Genomic DNA, 24,698 nt, shown 5'->3' with positions numbered 1-24,698 from the left:
GAGATAATTCTGGCAAACCATAGGCACGTAAGAAATATTGAAGATATAAATATACTAACAACAGGGGCTCTATGAACTAGCCGCTTATACCTAAAACAGCTTCTTTACACCAGCAAAAATCCCCTGTCTCAATAAGAATAAAGCCTGAGGATTCATGTATTCAGAATAGTTATATTGATACATAGCTGTTAACTGCCAGTTTTTTTTCCAGTTATAGTTATAAGTCAGTGCAATATGCATGGTTATGTTTGTGCCAGGCCAAACCATTTCGGTATAATAGTTTCCATTAAAAGCATAATCAGGACGATATAGCCAGGCAACAAACGGACTCTGAGCAACAAATACCAATTGATGTGCAGATTTTAGCTGATAGGAAACTCTTACAGATAAAGCCATAGCCAAACTCAGTGTAGCCTGAGTTCCTGAATATTCCAGATCCGGATTGTAATTAGCTAAAAAACCATAGTTACTCAACGTTGCTCCCACATATAATCTGAATCTTTCTCTATTTCTGAGTGATTTTACAACCTGGTGCAAATACGAAAAATCACAGCCAATTTGTTGAATATGTGCTTTTACTGATATAGAAGATTGTATACTTCCTCTCATATAACTACTTTCAACAAACCAGATATGATTCTGAGAGGTATTTTCATATCTCAACAATAAGCCGCTTTGTATTCCCTTATAAGTAAATGGTGCATGGAAATAATCTTTCAGATAGATAGATTCGCTACCAACCTGCAGTTGTAAAGACCTAAATGTACCTGTTTGCTGCCCAAATGCCGGATAATAAATCAGGCATAAAAGCCAGATCAAACTCTCCCAAAACAAGCTCAGACAAATTTTCATTGAATGGCAGGTAGAAGCTTGGATTGTAACATTTGAAAAAATTGATTACTGAGGACAGAATTAGGGTTTCCTCCAGTGCAAATCAATACAGTATTATAGTCAGGCAATACACACAAATAATTTCCTCCATTTCCCCAGGCAAAATACATCTGATAAGTGTGCTCTTGTATAACAAATGTCCTTCTCCACCAGAGATATCCATACTCAAAGTTTTGAAGTATTGCTTGTTTGGTAGTAGATTCAGTAACCCATTGGCTTGAAACCAGTTGTTGTCCTTTCCACTTTCCTTTATCCAGCATTAATTGACCAATTTTAGCCATGTCTATGGGCCGAATAAAAAGCCTTCCACCTACACTTATTTCACCATCAGGCATACGATCCCAGCGATAAGATTGTATATTCAGTGGAGAAAATAAATATTTCCATGCAAAACTCTCTGTCGACATAGTAGATGCCCGGTTGATGACTCCCCCCAGCGTAACTACACCAGCAGTACAATATTGCGGTATTGTACCTACCTCATATAAAACGGGAAGATCTAATGTAAAATAAATCCAGTCACTGCTCTTATACATATTTTCTTCAAATCCGGGTGATGCACGACCAGCAGCATCATTACAAGCCAGTCCAGAACTCATAGTCAAAAGATGTTTCAGTGTAATCTTCTTCTTTTGTTCTTTATTATTAAGTCCATTTAAATACTCAGGAAAATAAAGAAGTACTTCAGAATTAACATCTGCAATCATATGTTGATCAATTGCAATGCCTGTCAGGATAGAAGTAATACTTTTAGTGGCAGAGTAGATATTTTCAGGAACAGCTGAAGTATACCCATTAAAATATTGTTCATAGACCAGTTTTCCATTCCGTACAATGAGTAAGCTATGTATATTTCGATACTTCTCTGTCTGAATCAAATTGGTCAATTCTTCAATTGGTTTGATTGCAATATTTTCAGCATTCAATGAGGATACTGACCACTCACTAGTCTTTTGATCAGGAGGATAATAACTATACACCATAGCAGGGTCGTTCAGGAATGGGGTACAACCAGTAAGAGTTAGCATACATAACCCTACCCAGAATCTTTGAAACATATTAATAGAGTTAATGGAGTGGTTGTTGATAAGGATTGCTTTTAGGGAATAGTTGTCTTTGATACATAGGAAAATCAGCAAATAAAAATGCAGCACTTCTGGAATTTTGCCACAATCTATAGTGCGCCTTTGCTCCTGTGATCAAAGTTAGTTGTGAAGTATTGGCAGTAAATGATCCATTTAACAGAGTATATATGAAAGCAGTAAACCGCTTTTCTCTTGGTATCAAGTAATATCTCAATTCTACAGGTATTTCAAGCGTTGGCATTGACAATGCTGTATTTGTTTCTGACACATAAAATGATTTAGCTGCTCCTAGCCCATATCCCAACGATAATCGTTGGGAAAGAGGCTTGAACCAACGGTTTCCGATTATAATTCTATCAGATGATAGCCATAGATAGTTTTCATGACTCGTCTCAGGCTGCATTTTATCAATCAATTCGCTTGTATGGCCTGGTATTAGCACAGGCAGTGGATGTGCCTGTGATTGTGAATCGTTTTGCAGAGTATAAGCATAGGTACTGTCGTGGATATAATCATCGTATACTTGATCTACAAGCCTTTTTCTCTTATTTATAGTAGTTCTTGGTTGCGCTGAAACTATTTCTTTATCAGGCTCAATTATCGTAGACATAACAGGTACAGCTGTTTGCATTACAGATTGCCTGATTCCATGGTCATTTTCTATAGTTTTAGCGGATAAATCTTTTAAAGTTGTTATGGATGCCTTCTGCATAGTAGATTGCGTTTTCGAATTATAGCTATTCCTTACAATATTATTTTGCAGTTGAGTAGCCACAAGTCCAACAATGATCATTAAAAAGATTCCAATCCATAAAAACGGAAAACCAAACGACCTCATTTTTATTTTGGAATATACCTTTTGCCAGATTACATCTTCTGTATAATCTAAATCCGGCATAGATGTTAATTCTTCTATCTTATTTTTAACTATTCTATCAAACTCTTCCGGTGTCATAACGCTCATTGATTTTAACCATTAACTCCTGTAACATTTTTCTTGCTCTGGCCAATTGGGAACGAGAGGTACTTTCTGTTATTTCCAGTATGGCAGCAATTTCCTGATGGGTATACCCTTCTATTGCATACATATTAAATACAGTCCGGTATTTTACAGGTAGAGAGAGAATAAGCTGATAAATATCTTCTGCAGCCAGAGATTCGTCAACAGACAGTTGCTCAGGAATTAGCTCTTGCTCTTTCTCATCCACATACATCAGCTTCTTTCTTTTCCTCAAAAAGCCTAATGCCTCATTAATCATAATTCTGCGTATCCATCCTTCAAAACTTGGTTTGTCGCGGTAGTCAACATCTGTTATATGCTGAAAAACTTTGACGAAACCATCACTTACAACTTCTTCTGTGTCAGATTTGTCTTTCAGATACCGATAGCAATGCAAAAACATAGGTCGTGAAAAATAAGCAACCAAAGCTCTCTGAGCTTTTCTGTCGGCTGACCGACATTTTTCGATAAGCTGTTTGTCAAAGATTAAAGGCGTCATTACCTATGGAAAAAATAACTTTACACTTATTCTCCTTTAGAAAAGGAATACCCATGTATCTTTTTCACCTCTGTTGAAATAACATATGAATTTTGATTGGTAAACCTCTTTAAATAGGAGAATGTAAAAAGTAAGGTAAACGCTGCAACAATAGAAAATAAAATTTTCTATTCTGTAAGCAGGAAAGTTATTTCTGTGAATACGACAAGATAGATCGGATAAAAATAAAAAAAGTCTGTCCCAAAGGGAACAGACTTTTAAGTTACTTAGCCTCGGTATAAAATGGAAGTCACCAGTCATTAACTAGTGACGCTTACAAAAATACCGAGTGGGGATTAAAACAATCTAAATAAGAGATTAAAATCTGATTAAAATTACAAAAGCTCTACAAACAGCAAATTTTTATTACCCTTCAGTTTCTGTTCTTATCTTTCACCTTCAATAACAAACGCATTTAACTTTTGTATTATACTTTCAGATTCCCATCCATCTGTTAATTGCCATTCCCAATTTCCATGACTTGTTCCCGGGACATTAATACGTGCTGTCTCATTCATATTGAGAATATCCTGTATAGGAACAATAACAATGTTTGCACGTGATTGCATAGCCATGTGTACTACGGCATCTGCTACATTATCAGTTGACAAATCCTGTCTGGCATATGTAGCCAGGCGATATTTCTCATGTTCTGTAGCCTCTGTTTGCCACCATCCGTGTGTAGTGTTGGTATCATGAAGGCTTGTATAGACTACACTATGATTGTTGTGGTTATGAGGAAGATGTGGATTCATCTCTTGATCCCCGGTAAAGGCAAACTGCAGTACCTTCATGCCAGGTAACCGATGACGTTGTACAAACGAAATTACATCAGGAGAAATAGTCCCCAGATCTTCTACTACAATAGCAGGATCAGGAAAACGGGCATTCAATGCCGTAAAAAATTCTTCTGCAGGAGCTTTCTGCCAATATCCATTGATAGCAGTGGGTTCATTAACCGGAATTTCATAATAATTAACAAATCCCAGAAAATGATCCAGCCTAACAAGATCAAACAACAGGAAGTTATGTCCAATACGGCGTAACCACCACTCAAAATTCTCATTCTGCATCGCATCCCAGTTATACACAGGGTTTCCCCATAATTGACCTGTAGTGCTAAACCGATCAGGAGGTGTACCAGCTACTACATAAGGTAATTTGTTTTCATTCAGTTTAAAAAGATGGGGATTTACCCAGACATCTACACTATCATAATTAACATAGATAGGCAGATCACCAAAAATCATCACTCCTTTTTTATTGCTATAGGCCTTTAATTCTGACCATTGCTGATAAAAGAGATATTGAAAAAACTTCTCCCGCAGGATCTCATTGGCTAATTCATCTCTGGCTGCTGCTAATGCTTCCGGTACACGATTGGCTAATTCATGCCCCCAGTCAATCCAGGCATACTCATTATTTTTAATTCTCAGACACTTGAATAGCGCATAGTCATCCAACCAGTAAGCTTCTTCCTCACAAAATTGCTGAAACGCTTCTTTTGCATTTTCGTCAACAATCTTGTTAAAATTTTCGAACGCTTTATGAAGTAAAGGTTCTTTAAAGGCTCTGACTGCCGGATAATCAATATGTCCATCAGGAAACTCAGGAGGGCTCTCTATATCTATGGAATTCAACAATCCCTGATAGCACAATTTGTTGAGGCTAATAAACAATGTATTTCCAGCGAAAGCTGAAATACTACTATAAGGCGAATTACCTAATCCCTGATCAACAGGAGTTAAAGGCAATATTTGCCAATATTTCTGATGTGTTTGTTCCAGGAAGTCGATAAACTGGTAAGCTTTTTCACCTAGATCGCCAATTCCATGTGAGGAAGGCAAAGAAAAAATGGGAAGTAAAATTCCACTGGCTCGTTGATTCAACATAAAGGTATAGAATATCGGATTAATCTGATTCGACAAATACCATCATATCACCTTATTTATTCCTCTTCACCTATACTTTGCAACTATTCTCTCTACAAAATAAGTGTGTATACTTAAAGTAGTATAATAAGACTCATTAAGGTAAATAATCTGATCTGTTTCTATCAAAAATTAGTTCCTATATTCTACACCTCTGAATTGCTATATAATTGTAGAACTATTTACTCTTTCCACATCAGATAAGACTTAAATTCAGCAGATTCACATTTAATGCAACTTTGACTTCTTCACCAATCCACCTTCAGCATCTGATAAAGCGTCTATAACAATAAAAGCATCTTTGTCTATCTCTTGTGCACAACGTTTAACTCTCCCCATTTCCAGACGTGTGACCACACAAAACAAGATATCCTGATCAACTCCTGACAATCCCTTTTTACCTTTGATCACTGTAATGCCTCGTCGAAGTTCATTGATAATTTTCAATCGAATTTCTTCACTTTTATCTGATATGATAATCAGCGCAGTATATTCCTCAATACCATGCAAGATAAAATCCAACGTTTTGGAGGCTGCAAAGTAAGTCAGAATGGAGTAAAGGGCGACTTGTACATCCTTTAAAAAAGCAGCAGCTGAAAAAATGAAAATATTCATTACCAGAATAATATCCCCTACCCTAAACATAGCTGTTTGCCTACTGATAAGCAACGCCGCAATCTCCGTTCCATCCAGCACTGCTCCACCTCTCATCGCAAGCCCAATACCAGCTCCAATAAAAAATCCTCCAAAAACAGCTGTCAACAACAAATCTGGTGTGATATCCGGGTAACGAATAAAAGCCAAACACAAAGACAATCCAGCAATAGCTAAAATACTTTTAAGAGCAAACCATTTTCCAATCTGTTTGTAACCTACTATAATGAATGGAATATTAAAAAGCAGAATCAGAATGGCAAGGGGAATGCCCATTACATCAGCTAACAACATGGATATCCCAGTAACACCTCCATCAATAAACCCACTGGAAGAAAGAAATCCTTTCAACCCCATGCCAGCTGACAAAATCCCAAAGCTAATTAAAATAACATCTTTAAAAATCCGTATAGTGTGTTCCTTCATTCCATAAAATTTAATGAGTTGTACATATTTTACATTTATTGTATACGGTGTTGTTTCCCATTATACGAAAAATCCCGGATAAAATTGCCCTCCCGATTTTTAGAAAACACACCAAAACACCATAATAAAGCTGTAATCCAACAGGTTAGTAACAATAAAAAAACAAAAAAATCGATTCTGATAAAATAGATATGTTATGATGGCGTTTTATTTAACAAAGTACCCTTCAACAATCAAAAATGTAAAATTCATCAGGAACTCTTCAACATTTTCTCCTATGAATGAACTATTTACATCTCTTTCTTATTATAAAATTACTAATTACCTTCATTAATAACACCTTACTTTGCTACATGAAGAAACTCTTTGTTCTGATAGCTGCCGTTATGGGGATGAATGCCTATGGCCAGCTGCTATTACCTGCGTATGTTCAACAACACGCATTACAGTTATCCTCTGAATACAAAGAACTTTCCAACAGAACGATTGCCTGTGTTGTCGATTTTTCGAAACCCTCTTACGAAAAACGGTTGTGGATTATAAATTTAAAGACAGGAGAATGCCTTTTGCACACATGGGTTGCCCATGGGAAAGGCACAGGAAGAACAGCAGAAGCCTCTATTTTTTCAAACGACTCAGGCAGTAATTGCTCCAGTCTTGGAGTTTTCATTCCTAAAAACCAATTTAATGGTAAACATGGCTTAAGCCTTCGGCTGGTAGGATTAGATTGGGGAATAAACGATCAGGCAGAAGCAAGAGGTATTATTTTCCATGCTGCACCCTATGTTACCTCTCAAAACGCACAGATAAATAAAAGACAAGGAAATAGTCAGGGATGTTTTGCAGTTCCTACAGAGGATATAAAAACGGTTGTTAAACTACTGGAAAACACCAATGCATTTATCTGGGCATTCAAACAACTGCCCTCAATTCCGGCATTAGCTCTACCACAGTTAACATCACAAGCGACAGAGTAATAGAGTAGATTGGTCTTTTATAGTAAGGTATGCAAGATCAGCCATTCAAAAAGAAGAGTCATATTTTGCTCATTCAATGAAATGGCAAAGTACGACTCTTCTTTTTTATTTTATTGTTTTACTGATTTATGAAGCCAGTGTAAATGAAGAAATTTCTCTCAATTGAACATATAGAGGAACACTGAAATAGAAACGGCTACCTTGATTTATAGAGCTTTTCACCCAGATATCGCCACCATTCTTCTCTACAAAATCTTTACACAATAATAATCCCAGTCCTGTACCTTTCTCATTAGATGTACCATAGGTCGTAAAAAGAGACTGAACTTTAAATAATTTATCGATTCGGTCTGGGTCAATTCCTACTCCTGTGTCCTGAACACAAACTACCACTTTCTCAGATTGGATCTCTGCTGAGATACGTACACATCCCTGAGCAGTGGTAAATTTGATAGCATTATTAAGCAAATTACGAATAACCAGCAGCAACATATTCTTGTCTGCATTTACATAAACAGGCATTAACACATTATTTTCCATCACAATCTTTTTCTCTAATGCCTGAGGCAAAAACAAATCGACGTTTGACTGAATTAGCTCCTGGAGATTAACATTTTCCTGATGTATCCGAATTCCTTCCATCTGACTTTTAGCCCAGTTAAGCAGATTATCCAGCAAATCGGATGTATGTCTTACTTTTTTATACAATAATCCTGTGATCTCTACCGTCTCTTCTTCAGATAAGATACCATCCCGTACAATTTCCAACATAGACTGAAGTGTATTTAATGGACTTCTCAAATCATGAGAGATAATAGAAAACAGTTTATCTTTTGTTACATTTAAAGCTTCTAGTTTTTGATTCTGATCTGCGATTTCCTGTGTCTGATTAAAAATCTCTTCTTTCTGCAATCTAACCAGTTCATTTTCCTGTTCAAGAAGCATATTTATCTTCTTACGGCTTTGCATGTTGATCCAGAACAACAATGCAACAACTGCAATCAGTGTAAGACCAAAAATCAAGATATTCTGTTGTATCGACTGACTATGCAATTGTGCATCCTGCATAGTTTTATCTTTATACAGAAGATCTATTTCTTTTTGTTTTTTATTCAGATCATAATCTGTCTGTACTTCTTTCAATGCTCTCTCTCTTTCCAGACTAAAGATACTATCCTTGATTGCAGTAGCCAGCTTGTGATAGCTTAATGCATTGACATAGTCTTTCTGCTTTTCATACAATTGAAATAGCAAATCATATCCCCGATAGATCAAATTTTTACTCTTCAGCTTTTTTGCCTGATCCAGCCCTTTGTGGATATACGTAATGGCTGCCTTATAGTCCTTTTGATGCAGATATACTTCTCCCATATCAAATGAACAGAATGCCAACCCTTCTTTATCTTCCAGACGTTCAGATAAATTGTATGATTCTTTATAAAATGTCAAAGCATAATCATGTCTGTTTTGCTGGAGATAAATCAGACCAATATTATATAGCTCTGTAGCAACTCCTATCAAATCATTGTTCTCACGTGAAATAGTCAAAGATTTCTGCTTGTAGTGCAGGCTTTCCATGATCTTTTTCTGTGCCCAGTAAATATTGCCAATGTTCCCTAATATCTTAGCAAGCAAGAACTTATCCTTCTGTATCTCAGCAAGTTGCTTAGCTTTCTCATAATAATACATGGCCTGATCCAGTTTTTCAGATTTCATATATACAGTCCCTACACTATTCAGAATCATTGGCTGAACAGAATCATTCGCATGTTCTTCTGCTATCCGCAACGCTCTCAACAAATAAGATAATGTACGATGATAATCGCCCTGGGAAAGGTACCCATTTCCAACATTATATAATCCTATAATTTCGCCTTTTGCATAGTCATTTCGCTTGGCCAACAAAAGTGCCTGTGTACCAATAGAAATAGTACTGTCTGTATTCTTGAACCGATAAGCGTCTGCCAGATTATTTAATGCATCTGCCTTCTGCACAGGGTTGGTTGCCCCCAATACAGCTATATGCAGACTATCTGTTTTTACAGATTGTCCTACTAGCAGACTGGGCACTCCCAACACTAATAACCACACAATTATTTTATGCATTAAACGCTTTATTTTCTATCCTTTTCGATTTTACTAATCCAATATTACTCTAAAGCAGACATAGGTAAATAAGATGTATTCAGATTGGGTGTAAGATCATATTCAAATCGTGGATATAATCGATATTTCAATGGATGTATCAGTACATATTTTCACGAAAGGGATGATAAATTTAGTTACCGGATCAATCCAGGAAAGGAACTACAACAAGGATTAAATCACACATATACACGACAGAAAACTTTATTTGTGCGACCAACTTTGATATTACCTTAACATTGAAGATTACAAAATGGATTTTAAGGGTATAATTTACATATGTAAGAAATATCTCACAAAAGGTGTAACATTACCAGACAAATGTACTCCACCCTCTATATTTAGATAACAATTTTTTACTTATCAACACAAAATGTTTCTATTCGTTAAAACTCTGTATCTATATTAAGGAAATTATAAAACTTTCTTTGTTTTAGAGCAAAACATCTATTTTCCAACCTATTCACTTCTCATTTCATCAAGTCAGCTCCTACGATTATCTATACATTTCGCCCCTACTTCTAGTCCATCTTTTCTAGCTCTATACAGAGCCATACCTTTGAATAAATAGTATCGAGCAGCGATGAAAACGAAATCGTAGTATTATTTCTGATTGCATTCTTAATCATATTTTCAGATAGAGGTCTACAATTAAAAACTGGCTTTTAGAGAAGATGTTCCAATAGGCAGCAACACAAAACATTTAGGAAAAACTAGCCAGTTACACAGAATTTCTAAAGGCAGCCAACAAAGACAAAGAATGGTTTGAGATGCTGCAAAATCAGTCCACAACAAATACACCCGTAAAAGACATCCTTATGGTCTATTCAGAATAAAAGCAAATCAAGGTTGAACTCAAAGATGTTTGCTATTTTGAGGGTTTGAAAGATTATAGTAAGATGTTTCTACAAACCAGTGACAAACCTATTCTTACACTCCTGAGTTTAAAGTGACATGAAGAACACCTTCCTGCAGATCAGTTTTTACGCATACAAAAGTCCTATATAGCCAAATAGCCTTTATTGAGAGAAGTTCTATCCAAATTGGCAAAGCCTCTACTGTATTGGCACCAAAATACGAAGATCAATTTCAAGCATATCTGTCCAAAAGTTTTCTTTTATTGTCTATAGACCTTTTTTCTCAATAACCACACCTTCTGTCACAAATGAAATTCCTTGCTGATAAGCTGATCCTATCATTACAGCCTGAATAACAGGAATCATATTGGCTGCACATCCCCATGTCACTATAAAATTGGCTCCAGCCCCTCCTTTATCATTATGTGTGACCGGAAATTCTACAGATTGTAAAGGCCTAAGTACAATCGATTTTTCCAGGTATTTTTTTAGTTGCTTTCCTTCTGTATCATAATAATCAACAGCATTCACATACATATTCTCTGTTAAACTGGTATTTCGTATACTTAAGGAAGTAAGCAAAGGAAAATACTGATCTTCCGCATTGTGATATATTTCTGAATAAGTAGGCACGTATACTTTTTCCTGATATGTTAGTGTATCAAATTTGATCTGAGCAGTAGTATATTCCCGAACAGTTTTATGTCCCGTGAACTTTTTCTCCTGCTTACATTGTACAAAAAGCACTAAACATATACCTAATGTCCAGATATGATCTGCTAATACTCTATTCTTCATATATGATCCTTCATTAAATAGTTCTATAAAGAAAATAACTCTAATCCTGAAAAGTATTTGTAAGTATTCATTTAATCGGGTAGTTTTCCTATCGAATCCTGAGAAATAGTCTGTCGAGTCATCTTTATAGTATTTTATAGCCCCTAGTATATGAAAAATTGGTTTACCTGTCCTTTGTTTTTTTTGCTTTTCATTTTTACCATTTGTTTTTCACATTCAGCACTGAGTCAGACAACATCTGATAAAATACGGCTTAACCAGATAGGCTTCTATCCCAATGGACCTAAAACAGCAGCCATTATAACAGCAGAAGAGTCTTCTTTCTATATTCTCAACACAACACATACTGATACCCTCTTTTCCGGAAAACTTCAGAAACCTGTTACTAATGCAATTTCAGGCAAGATAGTTCGTCTGGCAGATTTTTCTTCTTTTCACAAACAGGGAACATTTATTCTTTCTATTCCAGCAGTAGGTTATTCGTACCCTTTTACTATTAAAAACAATGTACATCATCTATTGGCTGTCAGCACTTTGAAAAGTTATTATTACCAACGGGCTTCTATTCCTCTTATCAGCAAATTTGCCGGACAATGGGCTCGTGCAGAAGGTCATCCTGATACACAAATACTCATTCATCCATCAGCAGCATCGGCCAACCACCCAGCAGGGACTATCATATCTTCATCCAGAGGCTGGTACGATGCTGGAGATTACAATAAATACATCGTTAATTCAGGCATCACTATGGGAACCTTATTGTCACTATATGAAGATTTCCCCAAATATACGGAGACTATCCATACCAACATTCCAGAAAGTCAGAATGCTATCCCTGATCTGTTGGATGAGATACTCTGGAATTTACGTTGGATGCTTACCATGCAGGATGCCGAAGATGGAGGTGTCTATCACAAGTTAACCAACGCTTCCTTTGATGGTATGATCATGCCAGACAGAGCTATCAAACCCCGATATGTAGTCAAAAAAAATACAATTGCTACGTTGGATTTTGCAGCTGTAATGGCTCAGGCCAGCCGGGTATTCAGAAAATATCCTAAGCAACTGCCAGGATTGGCAGACTCCTGCCTGCAATCTGCTCAAAAAGCATGGATATGGGCACAAAACAATCCGGAAGTCCTGTATCAACAAAATCTTATTAACCAGCAGAATGACCCTGATATTACCACAGGCAGTTATGAAGATAAAAGTAACAAAGACGAATGGGTATGGGCTGCGACTGAATTATATGTAACCACAAAGGATAATAAGTACTACCCTTATATCAAACAGGATCTGGATAATGCATTATCTATACCTTCTTGGAATCAGGTAAGGACCCTTGCTTATTATACCTTATCTCGTTATGGAAGTACTCTCACTCAAACAGGAAAAAAAGACTTGCCTTCTATCCAAAAACACATTACCTCATTAGCAGATAATTTATTGAAAGATGTGGAAATGCAGCCTTACGGAACCGTCATGGGAAAAACAGCCAAGGATTATATCTGGGGAAGCAATTCTCTGGCAGCTAATCAGGGGATTGCACTCGTTTATGCTTATCAGATTACACACAATTCCCGTTATCTTCATTATGCACTTAGTAATCTGGATTTTATTTTGGGCAGAAATGGAACAGGCTATTGTTATGTAACTGGTTCAGGAAGTAAATCTCCACATCATCCGCACCATAGACCATCTATTGCAGATGGTATTGATGCACCTATTCCTGGACTGTTGGCAGGTGGAGCCAATCCTGGACAGCAGGACAAGTGTGAGTACCCTACTACTATAGCAGATGAGTGTTATGCAGACATTGACTGTTCTTATGCGACTAATGAAATAGCTATTAACTGGAATGCTCCTATGGTTTATCTGGTTACAGCATTGGAAGCATTGCAGAGATCTATCAAATAAGATAGAAACTCTGAACAAAGTCTGTATTTTTGACGTTGCGAAACCATCTCGGCCGTTTAATAGCATTTCATGGCGGCTACTATGTAACTATGAACAAACTAGATATTCCCTCAGAAAAAGTTAAAAGATCTAAAGCAAAAAGGATTGGTATACTCGCTCTAAAAATCCTCGCAGGTTTCGTTATATGTCTGATTCTTCTTTTAGTTAGCTTGCATTTTATATCACGCATTGATGATCCAATCTTAACAGCACAGGAAAAACAACTTTCCTATACTCGTACTCCTATTTCGGGTGGATGGGCCAGTGGCAATAACTGGATACGAAAAAATGATGCAGGATTATATGAGATGTATATTGAGGGCAACGCATACGAACGGGGATATGTCAATGGGCTGTTATCACAGGAATTAATCAATAAACAGGAAGATTTTTTTGTTGAAACACTGAATAAATTATTACCAGCCACTATTTATCAATACTTTATAAAGTATGTAGTAGGCTATTTTAATAAAGATCTGGATAAGTATGTCTCTGAAGAGTATAAGAAAGAAATCTATGGTGTTTCCCGGTTTGCTTCAGACAAACACAATTATATTGCACCACCCTATCAGCGAATCTTAAATTATCATGGAGCTCATGACATTGGCCATGCCATGCAGAACATGAACTTTGTAGGTTGTACTTCTTTTGGTGTATGGGGAGATAAAACAGAAGACGGTTCGATTATTATAGGCCGCAACTTTGATTTTTATGTAGGAGACAAATTTGCTCAGGATAAAATTGTTCTCTTTGTTCGTCCTGATTCTGGCTATAAGATGATGCTTGTTACCTGGGGCGGTATGATTGGAGTGGTTTCAGGTATGAATGAACATGGACTTACAGTGACACTAAATGCAGCTCCATCCGAAATCCCTACTGGTACAGCAACGCCTATTTCACTGGTAGCCAGGCAAGTGCTTCAGTATGCCAGAACAACACAGGAAGCATACAATATTATAGAAAAAAGTCATGTATTTGTTTCAGAGATGTTATTAGTCGGTTCTGCACAGGATCACAAAGTAGTGAGTATTGAAAAAACACCTACTAAAACCAGCATGTACCAAACAGATGCATCATCATCTCGTATTCTGTGTACCAATCACTTTCAAAGCAATACATTTAAATCTGACTCCCTGAATATTAACCATCAGAAAAATAACCCTACACAAAAACGGTTTGAGAGACTGAATGAATTGCTGGATAACACGTCCAAATTCACTTATGAATCTGTAGCAGATGTCTTACGAGATCAGAAGGGATTGCACAACACAAACATAGGGCTAACCAACGAAGCAGCGATAAATCAACTGATAGCCCATCATGCAATTATCTTTATGCCAGAACAACGTATGGTTTGGGTATCTTCCAATCCATATAATCTGGGTAAATTCAAAGCGTATAATCTTACAGATGTCTTTCAGGGAAACCCTCTGGATCAACAAAAACAGTTAATCAATATAGAATCCAAAACTATTGCAGCTGATTCGTTTTTAACAACCTCGTCTTATACAAATGTAGTGTTTTACAAAAAAATTGCAGAACAGATTACACAGAAAGACTTTGTATTAAATAGTGCAATAGAAAAACAATTCATTGAATCAAATAAAGAATATTTTAATACCTATCTTTTGCTGGCAACCTATTATCAGCAAAAAAGAGACTACACCAAATCCCTGCAATATGCTCAAATGGCACAAAGCAAATACTTGGCTTCTGATAAGGAGAGAAAGGCAATAGAGGAAGTAATTCAAAAGTGTAAAGAAAATTTATGATTCTGGGAATAGGCATAGACAATGTGGATGTGGAACGCATCCAGAAAAAGATCTCTAAAAATCCGGATTTTCTATCCTATGTTTTTTCTTCTGTTGAAATTGAAATATGCAATCGAAAAACCAAGAAATATGAATCCTTTGCAGCCCGGTTTGCCGCAAAGGAAGCCTTTTTGAAGGCAATAGGAACAGGTATAGATTTATCCATTCCCCTCAATCAGATCGTTATACATAACCAGTCAGATGGAAAACCTTACATCGAAATAAATGATACTATTAGAATGCTTTTCACAAACCTGTTTACCTTTACACCTAAAGTACATATAAGTATGTCACACTCATCTACAGAAGCTTTTGCTTTTGTGATCATTGAATCAGACTAATGACATTCGTTTCCTATACTCTTTTAGAACAACAACAGTCTCAGTTAGAAGTCCTACAGAAACAAATACATTACATGCGTTTGAATTCGGCTTATTACGAACGAATTCTAACAGAATACCAACTCACTGAAGAAAGTCTCGTATCAATTGAAGATATTCGTAAATTCCCATTTACAACCAAAGCTGATATACAGACATACAATAAAGAATTTCTTTGTCAGCCTCTATCTAGAATTACGGACATTGTTAGTACTTCCGGAACCTCAGGTGCTCCTGTTTCTTTTTATCTTACAGATAATGATCTGGAACGATTAGCAATCAATGAATCTAAATCCCTTTCCATAGCAGGCATACATCGAGAGGATATTGTACAGCTTACTACTACCTCAGACAGGCTGTTTATGGCAGGTATAGCCTATGTACTGGGGTTACGTAAAATAGGAGCATCACTGTTACGGGTAGGTCCTGGACTTCCGGATCTTCAGTGGAAACTTATCAAAGAACATCAGACAACTGTTTTAATTGCAGTTCCTTCATTTATACTCAAGATGCTGGAGTATGCAGAAAAAAATCAGATTGATCCTTCTGCAACTTCAGTTACCAAAATCATATGTATAGGAGAGCCTATTCGGAACCAGGATTTTTCGCTTAATGTATTAGGTCAAAAAATCACAGATAAATGGCCGATACACCTTTACTCTACCTATGCCTCAACAGAAATGGCAACAGCTTTTACAGAATGTCATGCAGGAAAGGGAGGACACCACTTACCAGAACTGGTGTTTGCTGAAGTAGTAGATCAACAGGATGAACCTGTACCTCCAGGGACATCAGGAGAGTTAGTTATTACCACATTAGGTATAGAAGGTATGCCTTTGTTACGTTTCAAAACCGGAGATATTTGCCAATACCATCTGTCACTTTGTGAATGTGGACGTACGACTCTTCGACTTGGGCCTTTACAGGGGCGCAAAAATCAGATGATCAAATATAAAGGCACAACATTATACCCCCCTGCTCTCACAGAACTCCTGCATGAACTGGATTATATTTCAGCCTATTATTCAGAAGTGGTTACAGATGAAATGGGGCTTGACTGCATTAAAATATATGTAGCAGGCAATGAAAAAGATGCCGATCTTATTTCTCGTATTAAGGAGCATTTTCAGGCAAGGATACGGGTTACTCCAGATATTTTAGTGACAACCACTCAGGAAATCAATGCAATAAAGATGAGCTTCAATTTCCGCAAACCAGTAGATTTTATTGATCGTCGCACAACCTTATAAAGTATTTTTTGCATTTTCAATAATGCAATTAAAGTCAGCCATTATTCATTTTGCAAAAGAAAACGTAGTTTTGCAACATACTATGATTTAAAATGTTATCTATCGGAGAAAAACTACTGGAATTAAACAATTTCATTACCCATTTATCAGCAAAAGAGTCTATTTCAATAGATGAAGCCAAACTTCAGAATATCCGTTCAAATTTTTCTTTTTTAGAGAAATTCGCGAAGGATAAAGTAATATATGGCATCAATACAGGTTTTGGACCAATGGCCCAATACAAGATAAGTGATGAAGATCGGGTACAATTACAATACAATCTGATTCGCAGTCATTGTTCAGGTACAGGTGCCATGCTTCCTCCTCTTTTTGTGAGAGCGGCCATGATTGCTCGTCTCAATAGCCTTATTCAAGCCAGATCCGGCATCCATGAAGAACTGGTTCTTTTATTAAAAGATCTACTCAATCACCAGGTTACACCTGTAGTATATGAACATGGAGGGGTTGGAGCCAGTGGGGATCTGGTTCAGTTAGCACATCTATCATTGTGCCTTATTGGAGAAGGGAAAGTACATTATAAAGGAGAGATACTTCCGGCATCCCAGGTTTTTCAGCAACTACAGCTGAAACCACTAGCTATACATATTCGGGAGGGGCTAGCCATCATGAATGGGACCTCTTTTATGACAGGTATTGCACTGGTCAACCTTATTCAGGCAAAAAAAGTGCTTCATTGGGCTGTTGTTGCCACATCTTTGATTACAGAAATAACAGAATCATATGACGACTTCTTCTCTATAGAATTAAATGAAGTAAAATGGCACAAGGGACAAAACAATATCGCAAAAAAGATACGGGAACAGGTCTCTGGTAGTCAGCTGGTAAAATCCCGCACCAAACACCTTTACAAAAAGGTTGATGACCCTGTATTTGAAGAAAAAGTGCAGGAATATTATTCTATCCGTTGTGTCCCTCAGATTCTGGGCCCAGTGGAAGATACACTTGAGTTGGCAGAAAAGCTTGTCGTAGAAGAATTGAACTCGGTGAATGATAACCCTATTGTTAATCACGAGGTGGAGAATGTATTTCATGGAGGCAACTTTCATGGAGATTATGTATCGCTGGAGATGGATAAAGTAAAAATTGCCATAGCAAAACTGGCCATGTTATCTGAACGTCAGCTAAACTATCTAATGAATCACAGGATCAATGAAAAGCTTCCACCCTTTTTGAACAAAGGCGTTTTGGGGTTGAATTTTGGTTTTCAGGGAGTACAATTTACAGCTACTTCTACAACCGCAGAAATTCAGACCCTGTCCTATCCTATGTACCTGCATAGTATTCCCAATAACAATGATAATCAGGACATTGTCAGTATGGGAACTAATGCAGCTCTGATTTGTAATAAAGTAATTGATAATGCATCTCAAGTTCTGGCAATTGAACTCATGGCACTGGTTCAAGCGATTGATATACTGAATATAAAAGAAAAACTTTCTAAGGCCAATCAGCAAGTTATTAATCAACTACAACAGACATTTCAGGCTTTTACAGATGATCAGCCACAATATGAGAAGATACAACAGGTAAAAGATTTGTGCTTTCTTAGTACAGGATTTTAACAATCTATACATTAGCAGGTATCAGAAGAGTACAATTTATGTACATTTATACTAATTTTGTCTTTGTACTATATATACCTATATTGATTTTCAGCAATTAATAAATTTAGTCTATTTTAAATGAAATATGCATTAGTAACAGGAGGGGCAAGAGGAATTGGCAGGGCAATTGCTGTAAAACTGGCAAAAGATGGTTTTTTTGTTATTCTAAATTATTTATCGAATGATCTGGAAGCGGAAAAAACATTGGCACAAATTCACGAAGCAGGAGGACAGGGACAATTATTAAAATTTGATGTATCAGATCGTCATCAGGTAGAAACTATACTGGGGGGGTGGATTGAAGCGAATAAAGATAAAACCATTGAAGTTCTTATTAACAATGCGGGAGTCCGGAAAGATACACTGATGTTATGGATGGAACCAAAGGATTGGGATTCCGTTTTAAATATTAGCCTGGGAGGGTTCTATAATATTACTAAACAGGTACTTAACCCTATGCTTGTAAAAAAGTTTGGTCGAATTATAAACATTGTATCATTATCCGGGTTAAAAGGAGTACCAGGTCAAACCAACTATTCTGCAGCAAAAGCGGGTGTAATTGGAGCGACCAAAGCGCTGGCCCAGGAAGTAGGAAGACGCGGTATTACTGTTAATGCAGTAGCTCCAGGATTCATCACTACTGAAATGACAGCTGATATGAATGAAAAGGAGATAAAAGCCCTGATTCCAGTAAATCGATTTGGAAAACCCGAAGAAGTTGCTGAATTAGTTTCGTTCCTTGCATCAGAAAACTCATCGTACATCACAGGTGAGGTTATCTCAATCAATGGCGGACTATATTCATAATTTGTTTTGACTATGCTCAATAGAGTTGTAATAACAGGTATAGGTATTTATTCATGTTTGGGAACAAACCTGGATGAAGTAAGAGATTCTTTGTATCAGGGAAAATCTGGTATTATCTATGATGAACCCCGCAAAGCACTCGGCTTCAGGTCTGCTCTAACCGGAATAGTAAAGCAACCGAATCTGAAAGGCATTCTGGATAGACGTACCCGGGTAAGTATGGCAGAACAGGTGGAGTATGCCTATCTGGCTACTCAGGAGGCTTTGCAGCTTGCGCATATAGACGAACAATACCTGGAAGATCATGAAATTGGAATATTATATGGCAATGATAGTTCAGCAAAAGCAGTCATTGAAGCAACAGATATTGCACGACAGAAAAAGGACAACACCTTAGTAGGCTCTGGCAGTATATTCCAGTCCATGAACAGTACGGTCACCATGAACCTTTCAACTATTTACAAATTGAAAGGGATCAATATGACAGTCAGTGCAGCCTGTGCGAGTGGTTCTCATTCTATCGGGATGGCCTATTTTCTAATCAGGCACGGCTATCAGGATTGTATTATTAGTGGAGGTGCACAAGAAATCAATGAATATGTGATGGGTAGCTTTGATGGATTGAGTGCATTCTCAATTCGGGAATCTGAACCCACCAAAGCCTCTCGTCCGTTTGATAAAGACAGAGATGGATTGATTCCCAGTGGTGGTGCAGCCACTGTCATTGTAGAGAGTTATGAGTCTGCCAAACGACGGAATGCCCCCATTCTTGCTGAAATTATAGGATATGGATTTTCATCCAGTGGCAATCATATCATTCAGCCTAATATAGAAGGGCCAGCCCGTTCATTGCGTAATGCACTGAAAGACGCAGGGATACAATCTCATGAGATAGACTATATCAATGCACATGCAACATCTACTCCTGTAGGAGATGCCTGTGAAGCACAAGCAATTCATGAAGTTTTTGGACAATCCCGACCACTAGTAAGTTCTACCAAGTCCATGACGGGGCATGAATGCTGGATGGCAGGAGCCAGTGAGATTATTTACTCTCTATTGATGATGCAGAATTCGTTTGTTGCCCCTAATATTAACTTTGAAAATCCAGATGAGCATTCAGCTCCTTTAAATATTGCAGCCACCACTGTTGATACAAATATCAATACTTTCTTGTCCAACTCATTTGGATTTGGAGGAACCAATTCGTCTATAATCGTAAGAAAAATTAGCTAACATCACTAAAAGTTTAAACAGTATGTATACCGAAGAAATAGTACAGAAGGTTAATGAATTTCTGGTTGAAGAATTTGAAGTGGATGCAGATAAAATAAAACCGGAAGCAGTATTGAAAGAAACGCTAGAATTAGATAGTCTGGATTATGTTGATCTGGTGGTTGTAATAGAAAGCAACTTTGGATTTAAAGTAAAAAGTGAAGATTTTGCAGGTATCAATACTTTTGCAGACTTCTACAATTATATTACGCAGCGAGTAGAGCATCAACTGCAGGAGAAATAATGAGTGCATGGAGTGGCAAATCCAAGGGAACAGTCCTAGGGTATAAGATATTTGTGTTTATTCTTTCATACCTGGGACTTTTACCTGCTTACTTCATTCTTTACTTTGTAGCACTCTATTATCTTCTATTTTCCAGTCACAGCACCAAGGTTATTTACTCATACTTACATAATAGATTAAAGCTTTCAAAAACAGCTTCAATAGTAGGTATTTACAGAAATTACTTTGTATTTGGACAATCACTTATTGACCGGGTAGCAGTTCTGGCAGGGTATAGTCGCTTTCACTATCAATTTGATGGAGAACAATACCTGGAACAAATGTGTCTATCCGGAAGTGGTGGTATACTGGTCAGTGCTCACCTTGGTAACTGGGAAATTGCCGGACATCTGCTACAAAAGTTTTCCTGTACTATCAATATTGTTATGTATGATGGAGAACATCAGAAGATCAAATCTTATCTGGAAAGTGTTAAAGGGAGTAGTAGGATCAGAATTATAGCTATCAAAGAAGATCTTTCCCATATATACCAGATCAATGAAGCCCTGGAAAAAAAAGAGTTATTGTGTATACATGGTGATAGATTTACTACCGGAGCCAGAACTATTTCTGTTCAATTTCTTGGTAAAGAAGCACTATTTCCAATAGGCCCCTATCAGCTAGCAGCAAGATATAATGTTCCTGTCTCCTTTGTTTTTTCAACAAAGCAAAGCTGGAACAAATATCATCTGAAAGCCTCTGAACCGATATATCTCCCATCACCCAGAAGCAGTAACTACACCGAACTACTCACTCATTCAGTGCATGAGTACATCAGACAGATAGAAGATACTATTCGTTTGTATCCCTATCAATGGTTTAATTATTATGATTTTTGGAAAGTAGACCGCCCATGAATATTCAGAATCCAGATACCTTTTCATCGCTTTCATTCTATCAGAAAGAAAAATTATCCGCAATTGAAGCCAAACATGAGGCACAAAAAATAGCATTTGGTCCAATGGTCTTTCAGGCAACAAAAGCATTGAGAGATCTGAAGATATTGGAAGCAATTGACAATAGTACAGATGGGCTAACACTACCAGAAATCGTATCTGTTACTCAGATCTCAGCATATGGTGTACGAGTACTGGTTGAAGCTGGCCTGGGTATAGGTTTGCTATTGTGGCAGAACGAAAAATATGTCCTGACCAAAACAGGATTCTTTATTCTGCATGATCCTATGACAAGAGCCAATATGGATTTTGTCAATGATATAAACTATCAGGGATTCTTTCACCTTACAGAGTCTATTCAGGAAGGAAAACCCATAGGCCTAAAACACTTTGGAGAGCAATGGTCTACCATCTATCAGGCATTGTCTTCCCTACCATTACAGGCCAAGGAAAGCTGGTTTGCCTTTGACCATTTCTATTCAGACGACTCTTTTTCCAAAGTTCTTCCCATTGTGTTTAGTCATACACCCTCTACATTACTGGATGTTGGAGGTAACACAGGTAAGTGGGCCAGACAATGTATAGATTTCAGTAAAGAAGTACAGGTTACCATTGCAGATCTGCCACAACAGATAGTAATGGCGAAAGAGGAAACTTCTCAGCATCCTGATAAAAACCGGATCTCTTTTTATCCTGTCAATATTCTCCAGCCAGAAGCCACTCTTCCCACTGGATTTGATGCCATCTGGATGAGTCAGTTTCTGGATTGCTTTTCTGATGAAGAAATTACAGAGATAGCTACTAAGGCCCACAAGGCATTAAAAGAAAATGGCACACTGTTTATTATGGAGACATTCTGGGATCGGCAAAAGTATCCAACATCAGCATTCTGTCTGCAACAAACCTCCTTGTATTTTACCTGTATGGCCAATGGCAATAGTCAGATGTATCGTTCGGATATATTTATCGCCTGCATAGAAAAAGCTGGATTTACAGTTGTAGAACAAACCGATAATATTGGCATCAGTCACACATTATTACAATGCAAGAAGAAATAACATTACCTGTTCTTGATATTACCCGATTCATTCCTCAGCAACCTCCAATTGTCATGGTGGATGAGTTGCATAAATCGGATGGAGTCACTACAGTTACCAAGTTTCTGGTTAAAGCAGATGGATTATTTGTGGAGGAGAATCAGTTAAAAGAACCAGGGTTGATTGAAAATATTGCCCAGACAGCAGCTGCCGGAACGGGATATCAGTTTGTAAAACAAGAACAGCCAATACCTGTAGGTTTTATTGGAGCTATCAAACATTTACAAATTTTCCAACTTCCTGAAGCAGGTGATATAATCACTACTCAGGTCACTGTTCTGGATACTGTATTGGATATTACGTTAATCAAAGGAGAAATTCAGCTGCACAATACAATCATTGCCAGCTGTGAAATGAAAATTGTTCTGAAAAAATAAGTTTGTATGCTTTCTTTTGAAACAGAAGTAGAGGTTAAATTCAGCGAAGTAGACTCACTTCATATTGTATGGCATGGACATTACGTCCGTTACTTTGAAGATGCACGTGAGGGGTTTGGAAAACAATATGGTTTGCATTATCTGGAAGTGTATCAAAAGGGATTTGTTATGCCTATTGTAAAACTAAACTGTGATTACAAAAGACCCCTGGTGTATGGAGATATCGCCCTTGTAAAGATTACCTATGTAGAGACAGAAGCAGCAAAAGTTATTTTTCAATACGAAATCAAAAAGAAGGATACTCAGGAATTAATTGCAACAGGAGAAACCATACAGGTATTTCTGGATACAAACCGAAATCTGTGCATTACCGTTCCAGACTTCCTGTCTGATTGGAAAACTCACTATCAACTTAAATAAAATTTATTTTCCGCATATATTTTTTGCTATTTCCTCATTCTTTATGCCTACACCTGCTTACATTATTGGTGATCATATTATTACTCCTCTGGGACAAACAACAGAAGAGAATTTTGAGGCGATAAGCAATGGTGTTAGTGGCATTCAGCTGCATACAAACACCCGTGTTGGAGATTTCTATGCATCAGTGCTCAATAAAGAAACGTTTTCCAATATCGGGTCACATACTTATCTGGAAAGTCTGTTTATCCAATCTATTCAGCAAGCTTGCCATGCAGCAAGTATTGAGGCCGAAGATCCGGATAATTTATATGTATTTTCCTCTACAAAAGGAAATATTGAGCTACTCCAAAAACAGACAACTATATCATCATCTTTGCATCTGGATCAGATGGCAAGGTCAGTCACAACCTATCTACACTATCCAGGTATACCTCTTGTAGTTTCCAATGCCTGTATTTCAGGGGTACAGGCAATAGGCTTGGCATATACTCTGCTACACCAGGGAAAATACAAACGAGCCATCGTTACAGGAGGAGATCTGTTTTCGTTCTTTGTCTTGGCTGGTTTCTATTCTTTGCAGGCAATCAGTCCCTTTCCTTGTACACCATTTGATAAAAAGAGAGCAGGTATTTCTTTGGGAGAAGGATGTGGAACAATAATTCTTACACTAGAACCTAATCCCACATCTATCCAGATTAAAGCAGTAGCGTCATCCAATGATGCCAACCATATTTCAGGCCCCTCACGTACTGGTGACGGACTGGCATTAGCCATTCAGTCTGTATTACAGACCACAGGCAAAGATCCGGAGGACATTCAGTTTATCAATGCACATGGTACTGGAACCATCTATAATGATGAAATGGAGTCACTGGCGTTTCAACGCTGCGGACTAGCACAAGTACCTGTAAATAGTCTCAAAGGCTATATCGGACATACATTGGGAGCAGCGGGCATTATAGAAACCATTCTGACAGCACGCAGCCTGCAACATAACCAATTACTCACTTCAGCTGGATTCCACGAAACAGGTACCAGTGTTCCGTTGCCAGTAATTACAGAAAATCACACAGGAAACTATACCTGTGCACTAAAAACAGCATCAGGGTTTGGAGGAGGTAATGCAGTCTTACTTCTGGAAAAACAGGTATCATCTTAATCAAATAATATATTTGCA

Annotated in this window: 22 protein-coding genes; 14 read left to right on the top strand and 8 right to left on the bottom strand. The window is 37.4% G+C overall.

Going from position 1 to position 24,698, the window contains the following annotated elements:
- Window positions 1-90: 90 nt before the first annotated feature.
- The 6 genes from QNI15_RS30460 to QNI15_RS30435 form a co-directional block, all read right to left on the bottom strand.
- Window positions 91-852 (bottom strand): hypothetical protein, encoded by a 762-nt coding sequence (locus tag QNI15_RS30460; RefSeq protein ID WP_314002212.1) that lies wholly within the window; start codon window positions 850-852, stop codon window positions 91-93.
- Window positions 849-1,949 (bottom strand): serine hydrolase domain-containing protein, encoded by a 1,101-nt coding sequence (locus tag QNI15_RS30455; RefSeq protein ID WP_314002210.1) that lies wholly within the window; start codon window positions 1,947-1,949, stop codon window positions 849-851. Before QNI15_RS30455 ends, QNI15_RS30460 begins: the two co-directional genes overlap by 4 nt.
- A gap of 10 nt (window positions 1,950-1,959) precedes the next feature.
- Complete coding sequence (locus QNI15_RS30450; RefSeq protein WP_314035476.1) at window positions 1,960-2,940, bottom strand: hypothetical protein; 981 nt, start codon at window positions 2,938-2,940, stop codon at window positions 1,960-1,962.
- Window positions 2,912-3,475 carry an RNA polymerase sigma factor gene (locus QNI15_RS30445; RefSeq protein ID WP_314002206.1) on the bottom strand — a complete coding sequence of 188 codons (564 nt, stop codon included), beginning with the start codon at window positions 3,473-3,475 and terminating at the stop codon, window positions 2,912-2,914. The genes QNI15_RS30450 and QNI15_RS30445 overlap by 29 nt, the downstream gene beginning before the upstream one ends.
- 425 nt (window positions 3,476-3,900) lie before the next feature.
- The gene (gene malQ / locus QNI15_RS30440; protein ID WP_313988805.1) at window positions 3,901-5,406 is read right to left on the bottom strand and encodes a 4-alpha-glucanotransferase; all 1,506 of its coding nucleotides are present in this window, start codon (window positions 5,404-5,406) and stop codon (window positions 3,901-3,903) included.
- Between the two features lie 267 nt (window positions 5,407-5,673).
- The gene (locus QNI15_RS30435) at window positions 5,674-6,525 is read right to left on the bottom strand and encodes a YitT family protein (protein WP_314002203.1); all 852 of its coding nucleotides are present in this window, start codon (window positions 6,523-6,525) and stop codon (window positions 5,674-5,676) included.
- Between the two features lie 353 nt (window positions 6,526-6,878).
- Here QNI15_RS30435 and QNI15_RS30430 point away from each other — a divergent pair, with 353 nt between their 5' ends.
- Window positions 6,879-7,502, top strand: coding sequence for a murein L,D-transpeptidase catalytic domain family protein (locus tag QNI15_RS30430; protein WP_314002201.1), 624 nt, complete (start codon window positions 6,879-6,881; stop codon window positions 7,500-7,502).
- A gap of 126 nt (window positions 7,503-7,628) precedes the next feature.
- Here the strand turns inward: QNI15_RS30430 and QNI15_RS30425 are convergent, their stop codons facing one another.
- Together QNI15_RS30425 and QNI15_RS30420 are read right to left on the bottom strand one after the other, a co-directional pair.
- Window positions 7,629-9,608 carry a tetratricopeptide repeat-containing sensor histidine kinase gene (locus tag QNI15_RS30425; protein ID WP_314035474.1) on the bottom strand — a complete coding sequence of 660 codons (1,980 nt, stop codon included), beginning with the start codon at window positions 9,606-9,608 and terminating at the stop codon, window positions 7,629-7,631.
- 1,163 nt (window positions 9,609-10,771) lie between these two features.
- Complete coding sequence (locus tag QNI15_RS30420) at window positions 10,772-11,302, bottom strand: DUF3124 domain-containing protein (RefSeq protein ID WP_314002197.1); 531 nt, start codon at window positions 11,300-11,302, stop codon at window positions 10,772-10,774.
- 150 nt (window positions 11,303-11,452) lie between these two features.
- Between QNI15_RS30420 and QNI15_RS30415 the strand changes: the two genes are divergently transcribed.
- From QNI15_RS30415 to QNI15_RS30355, 13 genes are all read left to right on the top strand, one after another.
- Entirely contained in the window at window positions 11,453-13,219 is a 1,767-nt protein-coding gene (locus QNI15_RS30415; protein ID WP_314035472.1) for a glycoside hydrolase family 9 protein, read from the top strand.
- A gap of 89 nt (window positions 13,220-13,308) precedes the next feature.
- Window positions 13,309-15,030 carry a C45 family peptidase gene (locus QNI15_RS30410; RefSeq protein WP_314035470.1) on the top strand — a complete coding sequence of 574 codons (1,722 nt, stop codon included), beginning with the start codon at window positions 13,309-13,311 and terminating at the stop codon, window positions 15,028-15,030.
- A complete protein-coding gene (gene acpS / locus QNI15_RS30405; RefSeq protein ID WP_314035468.1) occupies window positions 15,027-15,410 on the top strand; it encodes a holo-ACP synthase in 384 nt (127 codons plus the stop codon). The genes QNI15_RS30410 and acpS overlap by 4 nt, the downstream gene beginning before the upstream one ends.
- A gap of 74 nt (window positions 15,411-15,484) precedes the next feature.
- Entirely contained in the window at window positions 15,485-16,699 is a 1,215-nt protein-coding gene (locus tag QNI15_RS30400) for a phenylacetate--CoA ligase family protein (protein ID WP_314035467.1), read from the top strand.
- A 92-nt stretch (window positions 16,700-16,791) separates the two neighbouring features.
- The gene (locus QNI15_RS30395) at window positions 16,792-18,321 is read left to right on the top strand and encodes an HAL/PAL/TAL family ammonia-lyase (RefSeq protein ID WP_314035465.1); all 1,530 of its coding nucleotides are present in this window, start codon (window positions 16,792-16,794) and stop codon (window positions 18,319-18,321) included.
- 120 nt (window positions 18,322-18,441) lie between these two features.
- The gene (gene fabG / locus QNI15_RS30390) at window positions 18,442-19,170 is read left to right on the top strand and encodes a 3-oxoacyl-ACP reductase FabG (protein WP_314002185.1); all 729 of its coding nucleotides are present in this window, start codon (window positions 18,442-18,444) and stop codon (window positions 19,168-19,170) included.
- 12 nt (window positions 19,171-19,182) lie between these two features.
- A complete protein-coding gene (locus QNI15_RS30385; protein WP_314035463.1) occupies window positions 19,183-20,406 on the top strand; it encodes a beta-ketoacyl-[acyl-carrier-protein] synthase family protein in 1,224 nt (407 codons plus the stop codon).
- A 22-nt stretch (window positions 20,407-20,428) separates the two neighbouring features.
- Window positions 20,429-20,689: an acyl carrier protein gene (locus QNI15_RS30380; protein ID WP_313988774.1), complete on the top strand. Its 261-nt coding sequence runs from the start codon at window positions 20,429-20,431 to the stop codon at window positions 20,687-20,689.
- Window positions 20,689-21,585, top strand: coding sequence for an LpxL/LpxP family acyltransferase (locus QNI15_RS30375; RefSeq protein WP_314035462.1), 897 nt, complete (start codon window positions 20,689-20,691; stop codon window positions 21,583-21,585). Before QNI15_RS30380 ends, QNI15_RS30375 begins: the two co-directional genes overlap by 1 nt.
- Window positions 21,582-22,682 (top strand): class I SAM-dependent methyltransferase, encoded by a 1,101-nt coding sequence (locus QNI15_RS30370; protein WP_314035460.1) that lies wholly within the window; start codon window positions 21,582-21,584, stop codon window positions 22,680-22,682. The genes QNI15_RS30375 and QNI15_RS30370 overlap by 4 nt, the downstream gene beginning before the upstream one ends.
- Window positions 22,667-23,098, top strand: a complete 432-nt coding sequence (locus tag QNI15_RS30365) for a 3-hydroxyacyl-ACP dehydratase (protein ID WP_314035458.1) — start codon at window positions 22,667-22,669, stop codon at window positions 23,096-23,098. The genes QNI15_RS30370 and QNI15_RS30365 overlap by 16 nt, the downstream gene beginning before the upstream one ends.
- Before the next feature lie 6 nt (window positions 23,099-23,104).
- Window positions 23,105-23,518, top strand: coding sequence for an acyl-CoA thioesterase (locus QNI15_RS30360; RefSeq protein ID WP_314035456.1), 414 nt, complete (start codon window positions 23,105-23,107; stop codon window positions 23,516-23,518).
- Window positions 23,519-23,561: 43 nt separating this feature from the next.
- Window positions 23,562-24,680: a beta-ketoacyl synthase N-terminal-like domain-containing protein gene (locus tag QNI15_RS30355; RefSeq protein ID WP_314035454.1), complete on the top strand. Its 1,119-nt coding sequence runs from the start codon at window positions 23,562-23,564 to the stop codon at window positions 24,678-24,680.
- The last annotated feature ends 18 nt before the right edge of the window (window positions 24,681-24,698 follow it).

It is taken from the genome of Xanthocytophaga flava (assembly GCF_030068545.1).
In the GTDB taxonomy this organism is placed as follows: domain Bacteria; phylum Bacteroidota; class Bacteroidia; order Cytophagales; family 172606-1; genus Xanthocytophaga; species Xanthocytophaga flava.
The sequence above is the reverse complement of the archived record's forward strand: the minus strand, read 5'-3'. Positions and strand labels throughout refer to the sequence as shown.

Coding starts and splice junctions, on each gene's coding strand:
- QNI15_RS30460 (WP_314002212.1), bottom strand. CDS start 852: ATGAAAATTTGTCTGAGCTTGTTTTGGGAGAGTTTGATCTGGCTTTTA.
- QNI15_RS30435 (WP_314002203.1), bottom strand. CDS start 6,525: ATGAAGGAACACACTATACGGATTTTTAAAGATGTTATTTTAATTAGC.
- QNI15_RS30365 (WP_314035458.1), top strand. CDS start 22,667: ATGCAAGAAGAAATAACATTACCTGTTCTTGATATTACCCGATTCATT.
- QNI15_RS30360 (WP_314035456.1), top strand. CDS start 23,105: ATGCTTTCTTTTGAAACAGAAGTAGAGGTTAAATTCAGCGAAGTAGAC.
- QNI15_RS30355 (WP_314035454.1), top strand. CDS start 23,562: ATGCCTACACCTGCTTACATTATTGGTGATCATATTATTACTCCTCTG.
- QNI15_RS30455 (WP_314002210.1), bottom strand. CDS start 1,949: ATGTTTCAAAGATTCTGGGTAGGGTTATGTATGCTAACTCTTACTGGT.
- QNI15_RS30385 (WP_314035463.1), top strand. CDS start 19,183: ATGCTCAATAGAGTTGTAATAACAGGTATAGGTATTTATTCATGTTTG.
- QNI15_RS30380 (WP_313988774.1), top strand. CDS start 20,429: ATGTATACCGAAGAAATAGTACAGAAGGTTAATGAATTTCTGGTTGAA.
- QNI15_RS30430 (WP_314002201.1), top strand. CDS start 6,879: ATGAAGAAACTCTTTGTTCTGATAGCTGCCGTTATGGGGATGAATGCC.
- QNI15_RS30375 (WP_314035462.1), top strand. CDS start 20,689: ATGAGTGCATGGAGTGGCAAATCCAAGGGAACAGTCCTAGGGTATAAG.
- QNI15_RS30400 (WP_314035467.1), top strand. CDS start 15,485: ATGCGTTTGAATTCGGCTTATTACGAACGAATTCTAACAGAATACCAA.
- malQ (WP_313988805.1), bottom strand. CDS start 5,406: ATGTTGAATCAACGAGCCAGTGGAATTTTACTTCCCATTTTTTCTTTG.
- QNI15_RS30395 (WP_314035465.1), top strand. CDS start 16,792: ATGTTATCTATCGGAGAAAAACTACTGGAATTAAACAATTTCATTACC.
- QNI15_RS30445 (WP_314002206.1), bottom strand. CDS start 3,475: ATGACGCCTTTAATCTTTGACAAACAGCTTATCGAAAAATGTCGGTCA.
- QNI15_RS30425 (WP_314035474.1), bottom strand. CDS start 9,608: ATGCATAAAATAATTGTGTGGTTATTAGTGTTGGGAGTGCCCAGTCTG.
- QNI15_RS30410 (WP_314035470.1), top strand. CDS start 13,309: ATGAACAAACTAGATATTCCCTCAGAAAAAGTTAAAAGATCTAAAGCA.
- QNI15_RS30450 (WP_314035476.1), bottom strand. CDS start 2,940: ATGAGCGTTATGACACCGGAAGAGTTTGATAGAATAGTTAAAAATAAG.
- QNI15_RS30370 (WP_314035460.1), top strand. CDS start 21,582: ATGAATATTCAGAATCCAGATACCTTTTCATCGCTTTCATTCTATCAG.
- fabG (WP_314002185.1), top strand. CDS start 18,442: ATGAAATATGCATTAGTAACAGGAGGGGCAAGAGGAATTGGCAGGGCA.
- QNI15_RS30415 (WP_314035472.1), top strand. CDS start 11,453: ATGAAAAATTGGTTTACCTGTCCTTTGTTTTTTTTGCTTTTCATTTTT.
- acpS (WP_314035468.1), top strand. CDS start 15,027: ATGATTCTGGGAATAGGCATAGACAATGTGGATGTGGAACGCATCCAG.
- QNI15_RS30420 (WP_314002197.1), bottom strand. CDS start 11,302: ATGAAGAATAGAGTATTAGCAGATCATATCTGGACATTAGGTATATGT.